Origin of the sequence: Thalassolituus pacificus, from assembly GCF_025318105.1 — a bacterium.
Taxonomy (GTDB): Bacteria; Pseudomonadota; Gammaproteobacteria; order Pseudomonadales; family Oceanobacteraceae; genus Venatoribacter; species Venatoribacter pacificus.
Genome location: NZ_JAOANI010000015.1, coordinates 390,270 through 403,938 on the forward strand (window position 1 = coordinate 390,270; position 13,669 = coordinate 403,938).

14 protein-coding genes are annotated in these 13,669 nt (G+C 56.0%); 10 read left to right on the forward strand and 4 right to left on the reverse strand.

The window, feature by feature from the left end; all coding sequences use genetic code 11:
• The first annotated feature begins 10 nt into the window (after positions 1-10).
• Positions 11-427 carry a hypothetical protein gene (locus NYR02_RS08925; RefSeq protein ID WP_260976015.1) on the forward strand — a complete coding sequence of 139 codons (417 nt, stop codon included), beginning with the start codon at positions 11-13 and terminating at the stop codon, positions 425-427.
• A 7-nt stretch (positions 428-434) separates the two neighbouring features.
• Here NYR02_RS08925 and NYR02_RS08930 read toward each other — a convergent pair whose 3' ends face one another.
• Positions 435-1,058, reverse strand: a complete 624-nt coding sequence (locus NYR02_RS08930; RefSeq protein ID WP_260976016.1) for an SCO family protein — start codon at positions 1,056-1,058, stop codon at positions 435-437.
• A gap of 61 nt (positions 1,059-1,119) precedes the next feature.
• Between NYR02_RS08930 and NYR02_RS08935 the strand changes: the two genes are divergently transcribed.
• Together NYR02_RS08935 and NYR02_RS08940 are read left to right on the forward strand one after the other, a co-directional pair.
• Entirely contained in the window at positions 1,120-2,451 is a 1,332-nt protein-coding gene (locus NYR02_RS08935; RefSeq protein ID WP_260976017.1) for an MATE family efflux transporter, read from the forward strand.
• Between the two features lie 210 nt (positions 2,452-2,661).
• Positions 2,662-3,303 carry a hypothetical protein gene (locus NYR02_RS08940; protein WP_260976018.1) on the forward strand — a complete coding sequence of 214 codons (642 nt, stop codon included), beginning with the start codon at positions 2,662-2,664 and terminating at the stop codon, positions 3,301-3,303.
• Between the two features lie 20 nt (positions 3,304-3,323).
• Here NYR02_RS08940 and NYR02_RS08945 read toward each other — a convergent pair whose 3' ends face one another.
• Positions 3,324-4,223: a LysR family transcriptional regulator gene (locus NYR02_RS08945; RefSeq protein ID WP_260976019.1), complete on the reverse strand. Its 900-nt coding sequence runs from the start codon at positions 4,221-4,223 to the stop codon at positions 3,324-3,326.
• Positions 4,224-4,360: 137 nt separating this feature from the next.
• On the opposite strand from NYR02_RS08945, the gene NYR02_RS08950 reads away from it, so the two are divergent.
• Entirely contained in the window at positions 4,361-4,915 is a 555-nt protein-coding gene (locus tag NYR02_RS08950; RefSeq protein WP_260976020.1) for a cytochrome b, read from the forward strand.
• An 82-nt stretch (positions 4,916-4,997) separates the two neighbouring features.
• Positions 4,998-5,573: a YceI family protein gene (locus NYR02_RS08955; RefSeq protein WP_260976021.1), complete on the forward strand. Its 576-nt coding sequence runs from the start codon at positions 4,998-5,000 to the stop codon at positions 5,571-5,573.
• 89 nt (positions 5,574-5,662) lie between these two features.
• Here the strand turns inward: NYR02_RS08955 and NYR02_RS08960 are convergent, their stop codons facing one another.
• Positions 5,663-5,941 carry a hypothetical protein gene (locus NYR02_RS08960; RefSeq protein WP_260976022.1) on the reverse strand — a complete coding sequence of 93 codons (279 nt, stop codon included), beginning with the start codon at positions 5,939-5,941 and terminating at the stop codon, positions 5,663-5,665.
• Positions 5,942-6,103: 162 nt separating this feature from the next.
• On the opposite strand from NYR02_RS08960, the gene NYR02_RS08965 reads away from it, so the two are divergent.
• From NYR02_RS08965 to NYR02_RS08980, 4 genes are all read left to right on the forward strand, one after another.
• Positions 6,104-7,057 carry an ABC transporter substrate-binding protein gene (locus NYR02_RS08965; protein ID WP_260976023.1) on the forward strand — a complete coding sequence of 318 codons (954 nt, stop codon included), beginning with the start codon at positions 6,104-6,106 and terminating at the stop codon, positions 7,055-7,057.
• Positions 7,054-9,516: an EAL domain-containing protein gene (locus NYR02_RS08970; RefSeq protein WP_260976024.1), complete on the forward strand. Its 2,463-nt coding sequence runs from the start codon at positions 7,054-7,056 to the stop codon at positions 9,514-9,516. Before NYR02_RS08965 ends, NYR02_RS08970 begins: the two co-directional genes overlap by 4 nt.
• Positions 9,517-9,527: 11 nt before the next feature.
• A complete protein-coding gene (locus tag NYR02_RS08975) occupies positions 9,528-10,442 on the forward strand; it encodes a histone deacetylase family protein (RefSeq protein WP_260976025.1) in 915 nt (304 codons plus the stop codon).
• A gap of 94 nt (positions 10,443-10,536) precedes the next feature.
• Positions 10,537-11,697, forward strand: a complete 1,161-nt coding sequence (locus NYR02_RS08980; protein WP_260976026.1) for a hypothetical protein — start codon at positions 10,537-10,539, stop codon at positions 11,695-11,697.
• Here the strand turns inward: NYR02_RS08980 and NYR02_RS08985 are convergent.
• Positions 11,670-12,620 (reverse strand): LysR family transcriptional regulator, encoded by a 951-nt coding sequence (locus NYR02_RS08985; RefSeq protein ID WP_260976027.1) that lies wholly within the window; start codon positions 12,618-12,620, stop codon positions 11,670-11,672. The two genes, NYR02_RS08980 and NYR02_RS08985, sit on opposite strands and share 28 nt — an antisense overlap.
• Before the next feature lie 156 nt (positions 12,621-12,776).
• On the opposite strand from NYR02_RS08985, the gene NYR02_RS08990 reads away from it, so the two are divergent.
• Positions 12,777-13,631: a crotonase/enoyl-CoA hydratase family protein gene (locus NYR02_RS08990; RefSeq protein ID WP_260976028.1), complete on the forward strand. Its 855-nt coding sequence runs from the start codon at positions 12,777-12,779 to the stop codon at positions 13,629-13,631.
• The last annotated feature ends 38 nt before the right edge of the window (positions 13,632-13,669 follow it).

Consider the following 13,669-nt stretch of genomic DNA (forward strand, 5'->3'; position numbering starts at 1 on the left):
GATGTCATGGATGAAAGCACCAGAAAGCACCCTGCTGTTTTGGACTCTGACAGCATTGCTGATACTCAGCGGCTGCACCGTTTACCCCAGCAAAGTGCCACTGGATCAGGGCTATGCCCGCTGCGAACTGATATCACGCCAGCTGGCGCTGAACTATGAGTGGCTGGAGGCTAACACGCATGCCGACCTGTTGCGGGGATTGGGGGATTGTCAGCAAAGCGCTGAAGTGTGCCTCGGAGCCTACGTGGTGATTGTCGGCGGCTGGACCGCAGGCAGTGCCATTGTCTCCGGCTCTGTTTATCTGGCAGGCAATACTCTTCACTGGCTGGAGTATCAGGGTCGCTGTAACAACAGTGGATTGCGGCAGCTGATCAAGCGGGCACAGCCACCATTAAAAGCCGCTCCCATGCAGATCAGCCGTTACTGACGGCAGGTTATTGAAGGCGGGCACTTAGCGCCTGCAGCACTGGCACCAGTCGCTGTGAATTATGCGGCGGGGCGATATAACCACGGTAAGCGCCCTGTTTATCCAGAATCACCAGATTGGCGCTGTGATCCATCAGGTATGCCACGCCTTCGCCGCGCTCAACTTTGCTGTACACCGCGTTAAGTTCCGCCGCCAGCACGCCCAGACCATCGGCATTACCGGTAAAGCCCAGAAAACTCTTATTGAAGTACGCCATATAAGGCTGAAGTGACTGCGGGCTGTCGCGCTCAGGGTCAACCGACACCAGCACCACCTGCCATTGTTCGCGAATATCGGCCGGCAGCTGTTTCCAGGTACGGCTGAGGTCGGCAAGCGTGGTCGGGCAGATATCCGGGCAAAAGGTGTAGCCAAAAAACAGCAGTACGTTACGACCCTGCAACTCGCTCAGCGCCATCCGCTGCCCTTGCTGGTTGATAAATGTCTGATCGGTTACCGCCAATGCACGGGGGAACAGCATCAGACCATCCTGCTGCAGTCGCTGCGCCTGTTGCCATTGCGGCGCGTACGCCACGCCAACACCGGTCAGCCATGCCGCAAGTAACAGTAAAAACAGTACAATCGCTTTTTTCATCAGTGCCCCAACCCCTATAACCTATAGTGCCCCCAAATCGGTGACGCGGAGTATATCAGCCATGACGGCCAGCCATGCAGCAACAGCCCCTTCTCTGGCTGCGACACAACGCCGCATCTGGATGTTGGCCTGGCCGATCATGCTCAGCAACATTACCGTGCCGCTGCTGGGCCTGGCTGACAGTGCGGTACTGGCCCACCTGCCTGATCCACAACACCTGGGAGCGGTCGCGATTGGCGCGCAACTGTTTACCCTGCTGCTGTGGAGTTTTGGCTTTCTGCGCATGGGCACCACCGCACTGACCGCCCGTGCGGCCGGTGCTCAACAACCGCTTCAGGTTATTCAAAGCCTGCAGCATTCGCTGTGGCTGGTGATGCCAATCTGCCTGCTGGTGATGGCCGCCGCCTTTGTAGCGTTGCCGTGGCTGCTGCCGGTGATGGGCGGCAGCGCCGATGTACAAAGCGGCGCTGCGGAGTATCTCAGCATCCGTCTGTTATCTGCACCCGCGGTACTGGCGCAATATGCGCTCACGGGCTGGTTTATCGGCCTCGGTAAAACGTATGTTCCCTTGCTGATTCTGACGCTGGTGAACAGTCTGAATGCGCTGCTGGATTATCTGCTGGTGTTTCACGTCGGCATGACCAGCGATGGGGTGGCACTGGGCAGCGTACTGGCTGATTACAGCGGCCTTGCTGCGGCGCTGTATTTTGCCCGTCGCCATGGGCTGCAGTCATTGGGGACTCGTCCGCCGCTGGCAACACTGCGCCCGCTGTTACGCATCAACCGACACTTATTCGTGCGCACGCTGTGCCTGCTGCTGGTGTTTGCCTTCTTTACCGCTCAGGGCGCGCGCATGGGGGAACTGACACTGGCCACGAATGCCCTGCTGATTACCGCGCTGCTGTTGATATCCAATGCGCTGGATGGTTTTTCCCATGCCGCCGAAAGTCTGACCGGACACAGTCTGGGCCGGGCCAATACCTCACAGCTGCGCCGCACACTGCTATTAACCGCGCTGAATATGTTGCTGCTGGCCAGCCTGCTGACGCTGTTATTGTGGCTGGCCGGCCCCTATCTGCTGAGCCTGATGACCAATCAGCCGGAGCTTTTGCCACAACTGCAGCGCTATCAGCATTACCTGTTCTGGTTACCATTGGTCGGTGTTGCCAGTTACTGGCTGGATGGTGTGTTTATTGGAGCGCAGGCCAGCAGTGCGATGCGAAATGCCATGCTGGCGGCCGCTTTGCTGGTATTTTTACCGGTCTGGTGGCTGACCAGAGAGTGGGGGAACGATGGTCTTTGGTGGGCGTTCTACGCCTTCCTTCTGGCCCGGGCTTTGTTTGCTCTTAACACTTTTTTGGCACTGTGGCGTCGTCCACAAAATTTTATGTAAATCGACTGGTTGCCGCGTCAAACTTTACTATACTTTCCAATGTCGACAGAAACTAGATTCGCAAACCATTGATTTATAAAGATTTTTTAACCAATTAATTTTTAGATCAATTCCGTCTAAGTTGTGCCGTGATTTTCCATTGCGTGAGTAAATCTGAACTTATAGCTTTACCACACGTCAATCACGGCAGATTGGAAACGAGGCAAACGCATGACCATGGAAGTTATCCACCAGCAAATCCGCAACGCCCTCAACGATGAAGCCATCACTCTGCAATTGCAGAACGCTCTCAGCTCCCGCGCCGATCAGGTTGCCCGGATCGTTGACCTGCCAGAAGGTGAGGCCGCGGAAAAACTGCTGGAATTTGTCGTCCGCTACATCGAAGACGTGCCACAGATGCTGCTCGATTTACAGGCCGCCGCACTGGAAGCAGGCTTGAGCCACTACGTGCAGCCGGTTATCCAGATGGCGACCGAATTTTTCATTACGCCACCTGCGGCACTGAGCCATGAAGTGGGGCTCGCCGCGCTGATGGATAAAGCCTACCTGGCGCACCGCCTGCTGGAAGAAGTGAACGAAACCTACATCCACCGAGTTGGCCAACCGCTGACCCCGATGGATATGACGTTGTCGAATGTGATTATTCACACCCTGATCGGCGAACCGTTCGCCAATGATCTGGACCAGCTGGTCGATGTCGCGGTTAAACGTCTGTTCGGCCCGCAAATGGCCTACCAGAGTCCGGAATTCAAAGCGTTCATGAACCGTCAGGAAGCCAGCAACCTGGTGCATATCTGGCGTCAGTGGCCATCCATGTCCAATGAGATGGGCCTGACCAGTACATTGCTCTGACAACCTTATACCGGCTTGCCTCAGGCCAGCCGGTGCTGCATCTCCGGCAGGCGCTGCAGAATAAATTCCTGTAACGCCTGCACCCGCGCACTGCGACGCATATCTTTGTGATACACAAACCACATCAATGACGGCTCAGCACTGAGTCCGAACTCCACCTGCTTCAGCCCCGACATGGTGTCCGCCAGGCGCTGCAAACCACCAACCGGGCCGATACCCATGCCTTCTTTTACCGCCGATAAGATGTCGTTAAAACTGTTACTCTGAAAGGCGATCTGGTCCGGATCAAGCTTCTCCAGCAGTTGCCGGATACCGGAAATCCGTTGTTTTTCTCCGGTCGGCAAGGCCCACCAATGGCGATTAATATCAGCCATCGAGCGCGGCAGACCATGACGCTCAATATAATTTTCCGAGGCGCAGTAGTGCATCTGCACCGGCAGCAGTGGCCGCGCAATCAGATCCGGTTCGCGTGGCTCCGATCCCATACGAATGGCGACATGCACGTCTCCACGCGCCAGCGACAGTACGTCGTCGGTGGCGACAATCTGTACCCGGATCTGTGGAAACTCCTGGCGGAACGCATGCAGCAGCGGCGTAAAAAACGGCGAAAAATCGGATACTGTCGAGATGCGCAACGTGCCGGACGGCGAAGCGTCGAGCGTTGATAAGGTGCCCTGCAGACGGCGCATGTCGGCCACAATCGGATGCATTTTCTCCAGCAGCAACTGCCCCGCATCGGTCAGACGGTAGCCACGCTGATGGCGGATAAAAAGCTTATGCCCGAGCTGTTGTTCCAGCCGGTTAATGTGGCGCAGCACGGTGCTGTGATTCATCCCCAGACGCTCTCCGGCGCGACTGAGACTGCCGGATTCGGCGACCTGATACGCAATACGGATATCGTCCCAACTGGTTTCCATCATCGGTTCTCTGCACATTGTGAATGGCGACATTTGAGTTGTGCATATTTGCACAACAGTTGTCTGATTATGCGTGTTTTTTTGCTGAACTAAAGCCGCTATGGTGGAGTCTTATCGAGATCGATTCTCAGGGACTACAGATGTCACGCTCTGCACTACGCAACACCCCCTCTTCTTACGGCTGGATCAGCATTGTCTTTCACTGGCTGATGGCTCTGGCCGTCTTTGGTCTGTTCGGGCTGGGCCTGTATATGGTGGAACTCACCTACTACGACGCCTGGTATCGCGGTTCACTGGATCTGCACAAAAGCGCAGGCATTATGCTGGCATGCGCATGGTTGCTGCGGGTGTTGTGGAAGTTTGTTAATCCTCAGCCGCAGGCATTGGGCAACAAAGCCTGGGAACACAAAGCCGCCCACCTCGCCCATGGCCTGCTGTACCTGCTGATGCTGGCGCTGCTTATCAGTGGTTATCTGATTTCTACCGCCGATGGCCGCGCCATTGAAGTGTTCGGCTGGTTTGAACTGCCCGCTACACTGACCCTCGCCAATCAGGAAGACGTCGCCGGTGTCATTCACTGGGGACTGGCCTGGACACTGATGGCGACGGTCGCGCTGCATGCTGTGGCCGCCATCAAACATCATTGGCTGGATAAAGATAAAACGCTGGTACGCATGTTAAAGCCCGGTGCTTAAGTGCGATAAACCGCACCGCAATGACAATCTGACCGATGACATAACCGTTTTAAACAACATGTTAAACACCAAGGAGCAAACGATGAAAAAACTGATGCTTGCCGCCGGCCTGAGTGCCGCGTTGCTGATGCCGTCACTGTCTCAGGCAGCGACGTATCAAATTGATACTCAGGGCGCCCATGCTTTTATCCAGTTCAAAATCCAGCATCTGGGTTACAGCTGGCTGCTGGGTCGCTTCAATACCTTTGATGGCCAGTTCGAATACGATGCCAAAGCGCCGGAAAAATCGGCCATTGAAGTAACGATTGAAACCGCCAGTCTGGATTCCAATCATGCCGAGCGTGACAAGCACCTGAAAGGTTCTGATTTTTTGAATGTCAGCAAATTTCCACAGTCCACATTCAAAAGCACCGGCTTTAAATCCACCGGCGCCGGCGAAGGCATTCTGAGTGGCGATTTCACCCTGCATGGCGTTACCAAAGCCATCAGCTTCCCGGTGACCATGATTGGTGAGGGCAAAGACCCGTGGGGCGGCTATCGTGCCGGTTTTGAAGGCAAAACCACACTGAAACTGTCTGACTACGGCATCGATTACAACCTGGGGCCAGCCTCCACGACCGTTGAAATTGGTCTGTTTATCGAAGGCGTGCGCCAGTAATTACTGAGCACACGACAACAGGCAGAAAAACATCAGGCAGAAAGAGCAGTCGTTCTTTCTGCCTGTTTTGTTTCTGGCGTCTCTGTTTTTCAGGCATCCGTGGTGCGGCGACGCTTAAAGATTCCCGGCAGATTGATAACCTGCACAAAGCGGAAGACCAGCACGGCGTGGATCAGCGCAACGATGCTGCCAACGGCATACTGTCCCGAGCCCATCATTTCCCACACCATCATCGGCAGCACCAGAATCGGAAACCAGGCCAGATAGCGGTAGAACACTTTTTCAAAGCGTGAGCCGGCGTCATTGGCCGTCGTCACGACCTCCGCACTGTCGGTTACTTTGCTGCGCTTGTTGTTATTGTTTGACATGACCTGCACCTGTTTCAGCTGAACCTTCAGAGGATCATATTCTCCTGCTCCCGGCTATTAGCCCATGGTCGGAACCTCACCGTAGTGAAGCCCCGTATCGACCAGCAGAAAACACGTAAACTGCTAGGCTTAACAAAGATTTAGCGGATATCCGGAGTTTCTGTGCAGGGTTGGATTACAAGGTTGCTGCTCTGCCTTTCATTAACGGTCATAAGCGGCTGCGACTCTCCGGGTCCGGCGCTGCGAATTGGCACCAATGTCTGGCCCGGTTATGAACCCCTTTATCTGGCCCGCGAGCAAGGGCTGTACGATCATCACATCAAGCTGGTTGAGCTGCCCTCGGCATCGGATGTTATGGATGCATTGCGCATGGGTCATCTTGAAGGCGGCGCCCTGAGTCTGGATGAAGTGTTATCGCTGGTGCAGGAAGGCCAGGATCTGGTGGTCGTGCTTGTGTTCAGTTTCTCTGCCGGTGCCGATGTCATTATGGCGCACCCGAATATCAAAACTCTGGGGGACCTGCGCGGTAAAACCATTGCGCTGGAAACCACCGCCGTCGGCGCACTGATGCTCAAAAATGCGATGGAGTTTGCCGAGTTACAGGACGATGCCTTACACATCCGTCATATAGGCCTGAGCGACCACCTTAATGCTTATAAGGCCGGCAGCATTGATGCCATGATTACGTTCGAGCCCTTCAGCAGCGAGCTGGCCCATGCGGGTGCGCATGTGCTGTTCGACAGCAGTGCCATCAAAGGCCAGATCGTCGATGTTCTGGCCATTCGGCGCGAGGTAATCACTCAACAGCAGAGGCCTATTCAGGAACTCATTCAAGGCTACTTTAAGGCCAGGCGCATGCTGCGCACCACACCTGCAGCCGCCCTTGCCATCATGAACCAGCGTATGCGCCTGCCAGAAGACGATGTCGGTAAGATGTTTGACGGCATCGAACTGGCAGATATTGCAGAAAACAGGCGTTTGCTGAGTGGTGATCCGTCCCCCTTAAGCCGCCATTCCGATCACCTGGCCCTGATCATGGTAAAGCAGAAACTGATGATGACTCCTCCGGCACTTAAACACTTCACCACGCCTCGTTTTCTACCGGAATCGTCATGAGCGCTGCACAAAAGCCACGCCAGAAACTGATCTCACTTCAGCGGATTTTACTCAGCTGGTCTGTCATCGCTCTGGGGGTCGCTGCACTGCTGCTCAGCTATTTCCTGTATCAGGCCTCAACCCAGCAGTTCAGCAGTAGCTGGTCGAATAAATTGGAAGCTGAACTGGGAGGCCTGCGCCTGACGTTGCAGCATCAACTGGCCGAAGAGGAATGGAGCCTCAGCGATCAGACACTCAGCCGCATGGCAACCCGTCCACACGTCCACCACCTGCTGCTATGGGTCGATGGCAAGGTGAAGCTCTCTACCCGCCGTGCGGATATTGGCCAACCGCTGACGGTTGATCTCACCGCCCTGCATCTGTCGCTGGACACAAGACAGGTACAGTATTTTCAGGCTGGCGGCGAATTTTACAGCTTGCAGCCGCTTCAGTACCGCACACGCGAGCTGCGGGGAGAGCAGGAGGCTTGGCTGTTTGCTCATTATGATGCCCGCAGTCAGTACCAGCAGATGTTGCAAAGTACCGGTCTGCGTATTGCCCTGCTGGTTCTGCTGCTGGTGCTTTACACCCTCGGCCTGCAACGCATTTTACAACGTCAGGTTCTGCGCCCGCTGTATCGCCTGGTGAAGTTCACCCTGACGCTGCAGGCCGGAAAACTGGGGCAAACCATTCACTCCGGTACGTCTTCCGAGTTCGCTCATCTGGAAAGGGCATTTAATAACCTGAGCCAACACCTGCAGCATTCAATGCAACAGATTCGCGAACAGCATATGCGCGACCAGGCCTTTACCCGCGCCTTCCCGGATGTGGCCTTTCTGCTCGATAACGACGGCATTATCCGTGGGCGTTACGGCAGTCTCGACAGTCCGCTGCCAGCACTGCATAAAGACCTGACCGGCCAGCCTTTTACCTGCTGGCTGCAACCGCACGCCGCCGGACGGATGACAGAAAGCCGTGATCAGGCCCTGCTGTCACTGGATATGGAAATTACCGAGTTCCGGCATGAAGATTTTTATATCGAATCACGCATGACGCCTCTGCTCGATAAAAGCCAGACTGGGCAACCCCAGGTAAATGGTCTGCTATGGCTGATCCGCGATATATCCGAAGTCAAACGCAAGCAACAGCAAATTGAATATCAGGCCAACTTTGATTCGCTGACCCGGCTTGCCAACCGTCGGTTTGCGCTGCTGCACATCGAGAAAAAAATGGCGCACGCCCGCCGCGTAGGAAAATTCGGCGCAGTGCTCTTTATCGATCTGGACCACTTTAAGAATATCAACGATTCTCTCGGCCACCCGGTGGGCGACAAATTGCTGGTGAAAATGGGCGAGCGCCTGAATCAACTGGTACGCGATGAAGACCTCACCGCGCGCCTCGGTGGCGATGAGTTTCTGGTGTTATTTGACGAGCTGGGTGACACCCCGGAAGCCGCCGCACAATATGGCAGCGACTGCGCTGAACGACTGCTGGCCGCCATCCGCGAACCCTTCAATATCGACATCCATTGCTTCCACCTGTCGGCCAGCATCGGCATTGCCGTATTTCCTGCACATCAGGATGAAGCGACCGACCTCGTCCGCCAGTCCGATACTGCGATGTACCACGCCAAGGCGCAGGGGCGCAGTGGCATCAGCATTTACACCCAGAATATGCAGCAGGAAACCCAGGACAAACTCAACCTGTATAACGACCTGCATCAGGCGATCGAACAACAAGCATTTACTCTGGTGTTCCAGCCACAGATAAATGAGCAGACCGAGATCACGGGTGCCGAAGTGCTGTGCCGCTGGACCAACCGCGGCGTGCCGGTCAGCCCCGAAGTGTTTATCCGGGCGGCGGAGGAAACCCGACTGATTCTGCCGCTGGGGCAATGGATTCTGAGTGAAAGCTGCCGCGTGCTGAAACGCTGGCGTCAGCAGAATGTGCTCCCTGAAAGCTTCCGCCGTCTGGCCGTGAACATCAGTCCGGCACAGTTTATGGACGAAAACTTCGAACGCTATGTCACCGACCAGGTCAGCGGCAATGACTTATGTTCTGCGCAGCTCGAACTGGAAATTACTGAAAGCATTTTCCTCGGAAACAAAGACACCATCCGCAGCAAAATGCAGCGCCTGAGCAGCATGGGATTCACCTTTGCCCTGGACGATTTCGGCACCGGCTACTCCTCGCTCAGCTACCTGCAGCACCTGCCGCTGCACAAACTGAAAATAGACCGCTCCTTTGTGATGGATATTGAAGACAACACACGGCCGGCCCGGATTGTCGATTCCATCATTCAGATGGGGCAAAACCTGGGTATGGACATTATCGCCGAAGGCGTCGAACACCAGGCCCAGCGGGACTATCTGCAAAACCATGGTTGCTGCGAATTTCAGGGCTATCTGTTCAGCCGGCCATTGGCAGAAGATGAGTTTCTTGAGTTTGTACGGCACAATAGCGCTCTGGCCCATCACTGACGGCGACCGCTGTGCTGCCACTGGTATACCACCCCAACTACTCCTGTCCCTTCCCCGAACAGCACCGCTTTGTGATGTCAAAGTTTGTACGCCTGCATGACTATTGCCGGCAACAGGGACTGATTGGCCGCAACAACCTGTTTCAGCCGCAGCCAGCATCGCTGACCGACCTCGACATCGCTCACGAACGTTTTTATCTGGAATCGTTGTGCGACCAGACACTGGACCCACGCGCCTGGCGGCGTATCGGCCTGCCCTGGAGTCAGGGCTTAATCGACCGCACCCTGACCGCGCCCAACGGCACCCTGTTAACCGCGCGGCTGGCTTTGCAACACGGCATGGCCTGTCATCTGGCCGGCGGCACCCATCACGCTCACCGTGATTTTGGCTCTGGCTTCTGCCTGATCAATGATCTGGCCTACTGCGCTCTGACACTGCTGGCGCAGGGCGATGTAGAAAAAGTGCTGATCTTCGATCTGGATGTACATCAGGGCGATGGCACCGCCGCCATTCTGGCGCATGAGCCACGGGCATTTACCTGCTCCATCCACTGTGAGAAAAACTTTCCCTTCCGCAAATCCAGTAGCGACCTGGATATTGGTCTCGACCAGCACCTGACTGATCAGCCGTACTTGCAGACGGTGGAAGAAACACTGCTGCGCTTACTGGATGAACACCAGCCCGACCTGGTGCTGTACGACGCCGGCGCCGATATCTGGCAGGGCGACGAGCTGGGTCATCTGGATATCAGCTGGGCCGGCGTGCAGCAGCGTGATGAGCTGGTACTCAGCCATTGCCTGCGCCGCCATATTCCGCTGGCAACCGTGATTGGTGGTGGCTACGACCGTGACCATGCACGCCTCGCCCGCCGCCACGCCATCGTGGTGGAAAGCGCCGCTCATCTGTATCCGCAGTATCTGAGCTGAGACGCGTAAACAACAAGCAAAGCATCTCCTCCGGCATTTACAGAACCAACGTACAGGATTAGGCTCGGCGCATAATAATGATAAGGACAATACTTTGCGCCATTTACTCGCCTTTACCCTGATGCTTTTGCTGGCCGCCTGCGGTGGCGACGGCAGCTCCGGCCACTCCTCTGCACCTGACGACAACACTCCCGGCGATGGCGGCGATCCGGGCGACGGTGGTGACCCGGGCGATGGCGGTGATCCGGGCGATGGTGGTGATCCGGGCGATGGTGGTGATCCGGGCGATGGTGGTGATCCGGGCGATGGTGGTGATCCGGGCGACGGTGGTGATCCGGGCGACGGTGGTGATCCGACCGACCCTGATTGCGGCTACCTGCCACCGGCCGAGGTCAATCCGACTCAGACACTGGGTAATACAGCAGCAGCGGCAACCTATGACCTGACCGTTTACAACGAACGTACCGAGCTGAATACCGACCTGACCGGCACCTGGGTGATGGTCAGCAACTATGTACGCACGCAGATACCACGCATCCCTACCGAGCAGGAAACCAGGCATATCCGCCGCAAAAGTGTCTTTGTAATCCGCGACAATGCCGGCACTCTGGAAGTTGCCAACTGCGCCGCAGGCAGCAGCACGTTCCAAACCCTGCCAGATACAACTGCCGCCTTCTCTTTACCTCTGTACAGCAACTCTAATGGCAATGAGTCGCAATTTTTTACGCTGACCAGTAACAGCAAAATGGCAGGCCAGGCTTTGGCGGGTTATACCACGGGCTTTGGTGAGACCCGTTTCAGTGGTCAGAGTACGGCGGCCATTAAAATATCAGACAGCACCGCTCCCCTTGGCCAGCACTCCCTCACCATCCAATACAATGGCGTCAACATCGATGAGTCGAATCAGCCGGTGTACTGCCTGGTACAGACGCTGGAGCTGAGCGGAACACAGGAATGCGGCGAGGCACCGGCAGCCAGCGAACTGATTCAGCAACTTCAGACCCGAAGCAGCAGCGGCCTTGGCCTGCTTTTTCTGACAGAGCAGAACGGCAACCTGAAAAGTGCACTGGCACGGGATAGCGGTTGTGTAAGATTGATATCCCAGCACGAGGGGCTCAGCAACCTGACAGCAACCGCCGATAATCTTCAGTTGGTTCTGAGTGCGGACCTGGGCTCAGCCTCAGCTATTGGCTGCGGATTAAACAGTTCTCCGGCCGCCACCGGCAGCTACAGCACGGCCCTGACATTGCCCTGACCTGATACTGCGCCGGGTATCAGCCCGGCCATCTGTTCTTTCAGCCACATCACCGCCGGGTCACGGCTGGCCTTGCGGTGCCAGTACAGATGCAGCTCCAGTGGTGCCAGTGGTAGCGGTAACGACAGGATGCTGTAATCAGGCAGCTGCGCGGCCATATTTCGGGCAAAGCTGTGCGGTAGTGTCAGCAGTAAATCGGTCTGCTGCATCACCTGAATCGCGGCATAATAATTCTGGCAGCGCAGCGCCACCTGCCGCACCTTACCCAGCCGGGTCAGGGCGAAGTCTTCCACCCCCGGCCCTTCGGCGCGGCTGGAAACCAGCACATGCCGGGCACTCAGGTAAGCGTCCAGATTCCACGTACTTCCCTGTAGCGGATGCCCATTGCGCATCACTACGACCAGCTGCTCTTCGCCAATCGCCTGATGCTCAATATCATCGCCGACCGGCAGCAGTACATCGGCGGCAAAATCGATCTGTCCGGATGACAGCGCGCTTTCCATATCACGCCGCGCCACCCTCACGCTGCGCAACTGAATGCCCGGCGCCTGTTGTTGCAGGCGCGCCATTAACAACGGCAGCGCTGTGGCTTCCATCACATCCCGGGAAGCCAGAGTAAACACACGGCTGGCCTGGGCAGGATCAAAGGCCAGGCCTTCAGTCAGGGTGGATTCCAGATCCTGCAACGCCGCTCTGACACGACCAATAATCGCCTTCGCCAGCGGCGTCGGAGTCATGCCCTTGCCGGAGCGCTCAAACAGTGGGTCATCAAAGCGTTCACGCAGACGCCCCAGCGCATGACTGACCGCCGGTTGCGACAGATTCAGCTGCTCGCTGGCGCGGGTCAGATTGCCCTCACGGTAAATCACATCGAAGACCACAAAGAGGTTCAGGTCGACGCGGGAAAGATTCATTTTCTGCATGCACTGGCCCGGCAGTATTCACAAGAGCAATAAGAGTACCATGCGATTCCACACTGGAGTCAGCCGCTTATTTGACCTGCCACACAGCCTCACCCTATATTGACGGCGTCAACATAATCAATAACAACTGCCATCAGACAATCACAAGGATCTGCTATGAGTGCCCAGCCTGAATTCCAGAGCTTTAACGTCAGCGTCGAAAATCACATTGCTCACGTTCAACTGTGTCGCCCCGATGCCCTGAACTCCATGAACCAGGCTTTCTGGCTGGAGCTGCCGCAATGCATGCGTGCCATTGAGGCCCAGACCGATGCGCGGGTGATTGTAATTTCTTCGACCGGCAAGCACTTTTCCGCCGGTATGGACCTGGGCGTGTTCACCAACCCGAAAGCGGTGCCAATGACCGGTGACGCCGGGCGTATGGCCGAGAATCTGCGTCGTGTCGTAATGCAATTGCAGGATACCTTAAGCTCACTGGAACAAATCCGTTTACCGGTATTGGCGGCCATTCAGGGTGGTTGTATCGGTGGTGCGCTGGATATGGTCTGCGCCGCCGACTCCCGCTACTGCTCCGCCGATGCCTACTTCACCATCAAAGAAACCGAACTGGGCATGACCGCCGACGTTGGCACCTTACAGCGCCTGCCCAAATTGATGCCGCAGGGTGTGGTACGCGAACTGGCCTATACCGGGCGTAAATTCAGCGCGCAGGAAGCTAAGGCGTTGGGCTTTGTTAATGAAGTGTATGAATCCCAGCAAGCCATGCTCGACGGCGTACTGAGCATTGCAGCTGAAATTGCCAAACACTCGCCACTGGCGGTCAGTGGCTGCAAAGAGATGCTGAATTACAGCCGTGACCACAGCGTTGAAGACAGCCTGCGCTATATGGCGACCTGGCAGTCAGGCATGTTCCGCCCGACCGATATGATGAAAACCTTCCAGGCCAAAGCGCAGAAACAACAGGCAGAATACGATGACTTGTTTGCCGTGAAGGGATTGTTTGAGGAGTAAAGCGACAGCGGCGGAGTACATACTCCGCCTCACTCAAT

Excerpts from the sequence above, each read along its gene's own strand:
- NYR02_RS08955 (WP_260976021.1), top strand. The coding sequence starts at position 4,998 with ATGAAAAAACTGATGCTTGCCGCCGGCCTGAGTGCCGCGTTGCTGATG.
- NYR02_RS08930 (WP_260976016.1), bottom strand. The coding sequence starts at position 1,058 with ATGAAAAAAGCGATTGTACTGTTTTTACTGTTACTTGCGGCATGGCTG.
- NYR02_RS08960 (WP_260976022.1), bottom strand. The coding sequence starts at position 5,941 with ATGTCAAACAATAACAACAAGCGCAGCAAAGTAACCGACAGTGCGGAG.
- NYR02_RS08940 (WP_260976018.1), top strand. The coding sequence starts at position 2,662 with ATGACCATGGAAGTTATCCACCAGCAAATCCGCAACGCCCTCAACGAT.
- NYR02_RS08945 (WP_260976019.1), bottom strand. The coding sequence starts at position 4,223 with ATGATGGAAACCAGTTGGGACGATATCCGTATTGCGTATCAGGTCGCC.
- NYR02_RS08985 (WP_260976027.1), bottom strand. The coding sequence starts at position 12,620 with ATGCAGAAAATGAATCTTTCCCGCGTCGACCTGAACCTCTTTGTGGTC.
- NYR02_RS08935 (WP_260976017.1), top strand. The coding sequence starts at position 1,120 with ATGACGGCCAGCCATGCAGCAACAGCCCCTTCTCTGGCTGCGACACAA.
- NYR02_RS08970 (WP_260976024.1), top strand. The coding sequence starts at position 7,054 with ATGAGCGCTGCACAAAAGCCACGCCAGAAACTGATCTCACTTCAGCGG.
- NYR02_RS08950 (WP_260976020.1), top strand. The coding sequence starts at position 4,361 with ATGTCACGCTCTGCACTACGCAACACCCCCTCTTCTTACGGCTGGATC.
- NYR02_RS08990 (WP_260976028.1), top strand. The coding sequence starts at position 12,777 with ATGAGTGCCCAGCCTGAATTCCAGAGCTTTAACGTCAGCGTCGAAAAT.
- NYR02_RS08925 (WP_260976015.1), top strand. The coding sequence starts at position 11 with ATGAAAGCACCAGAAAGCACCCTGCTGTTTTGGACTCTGACAGCATTG.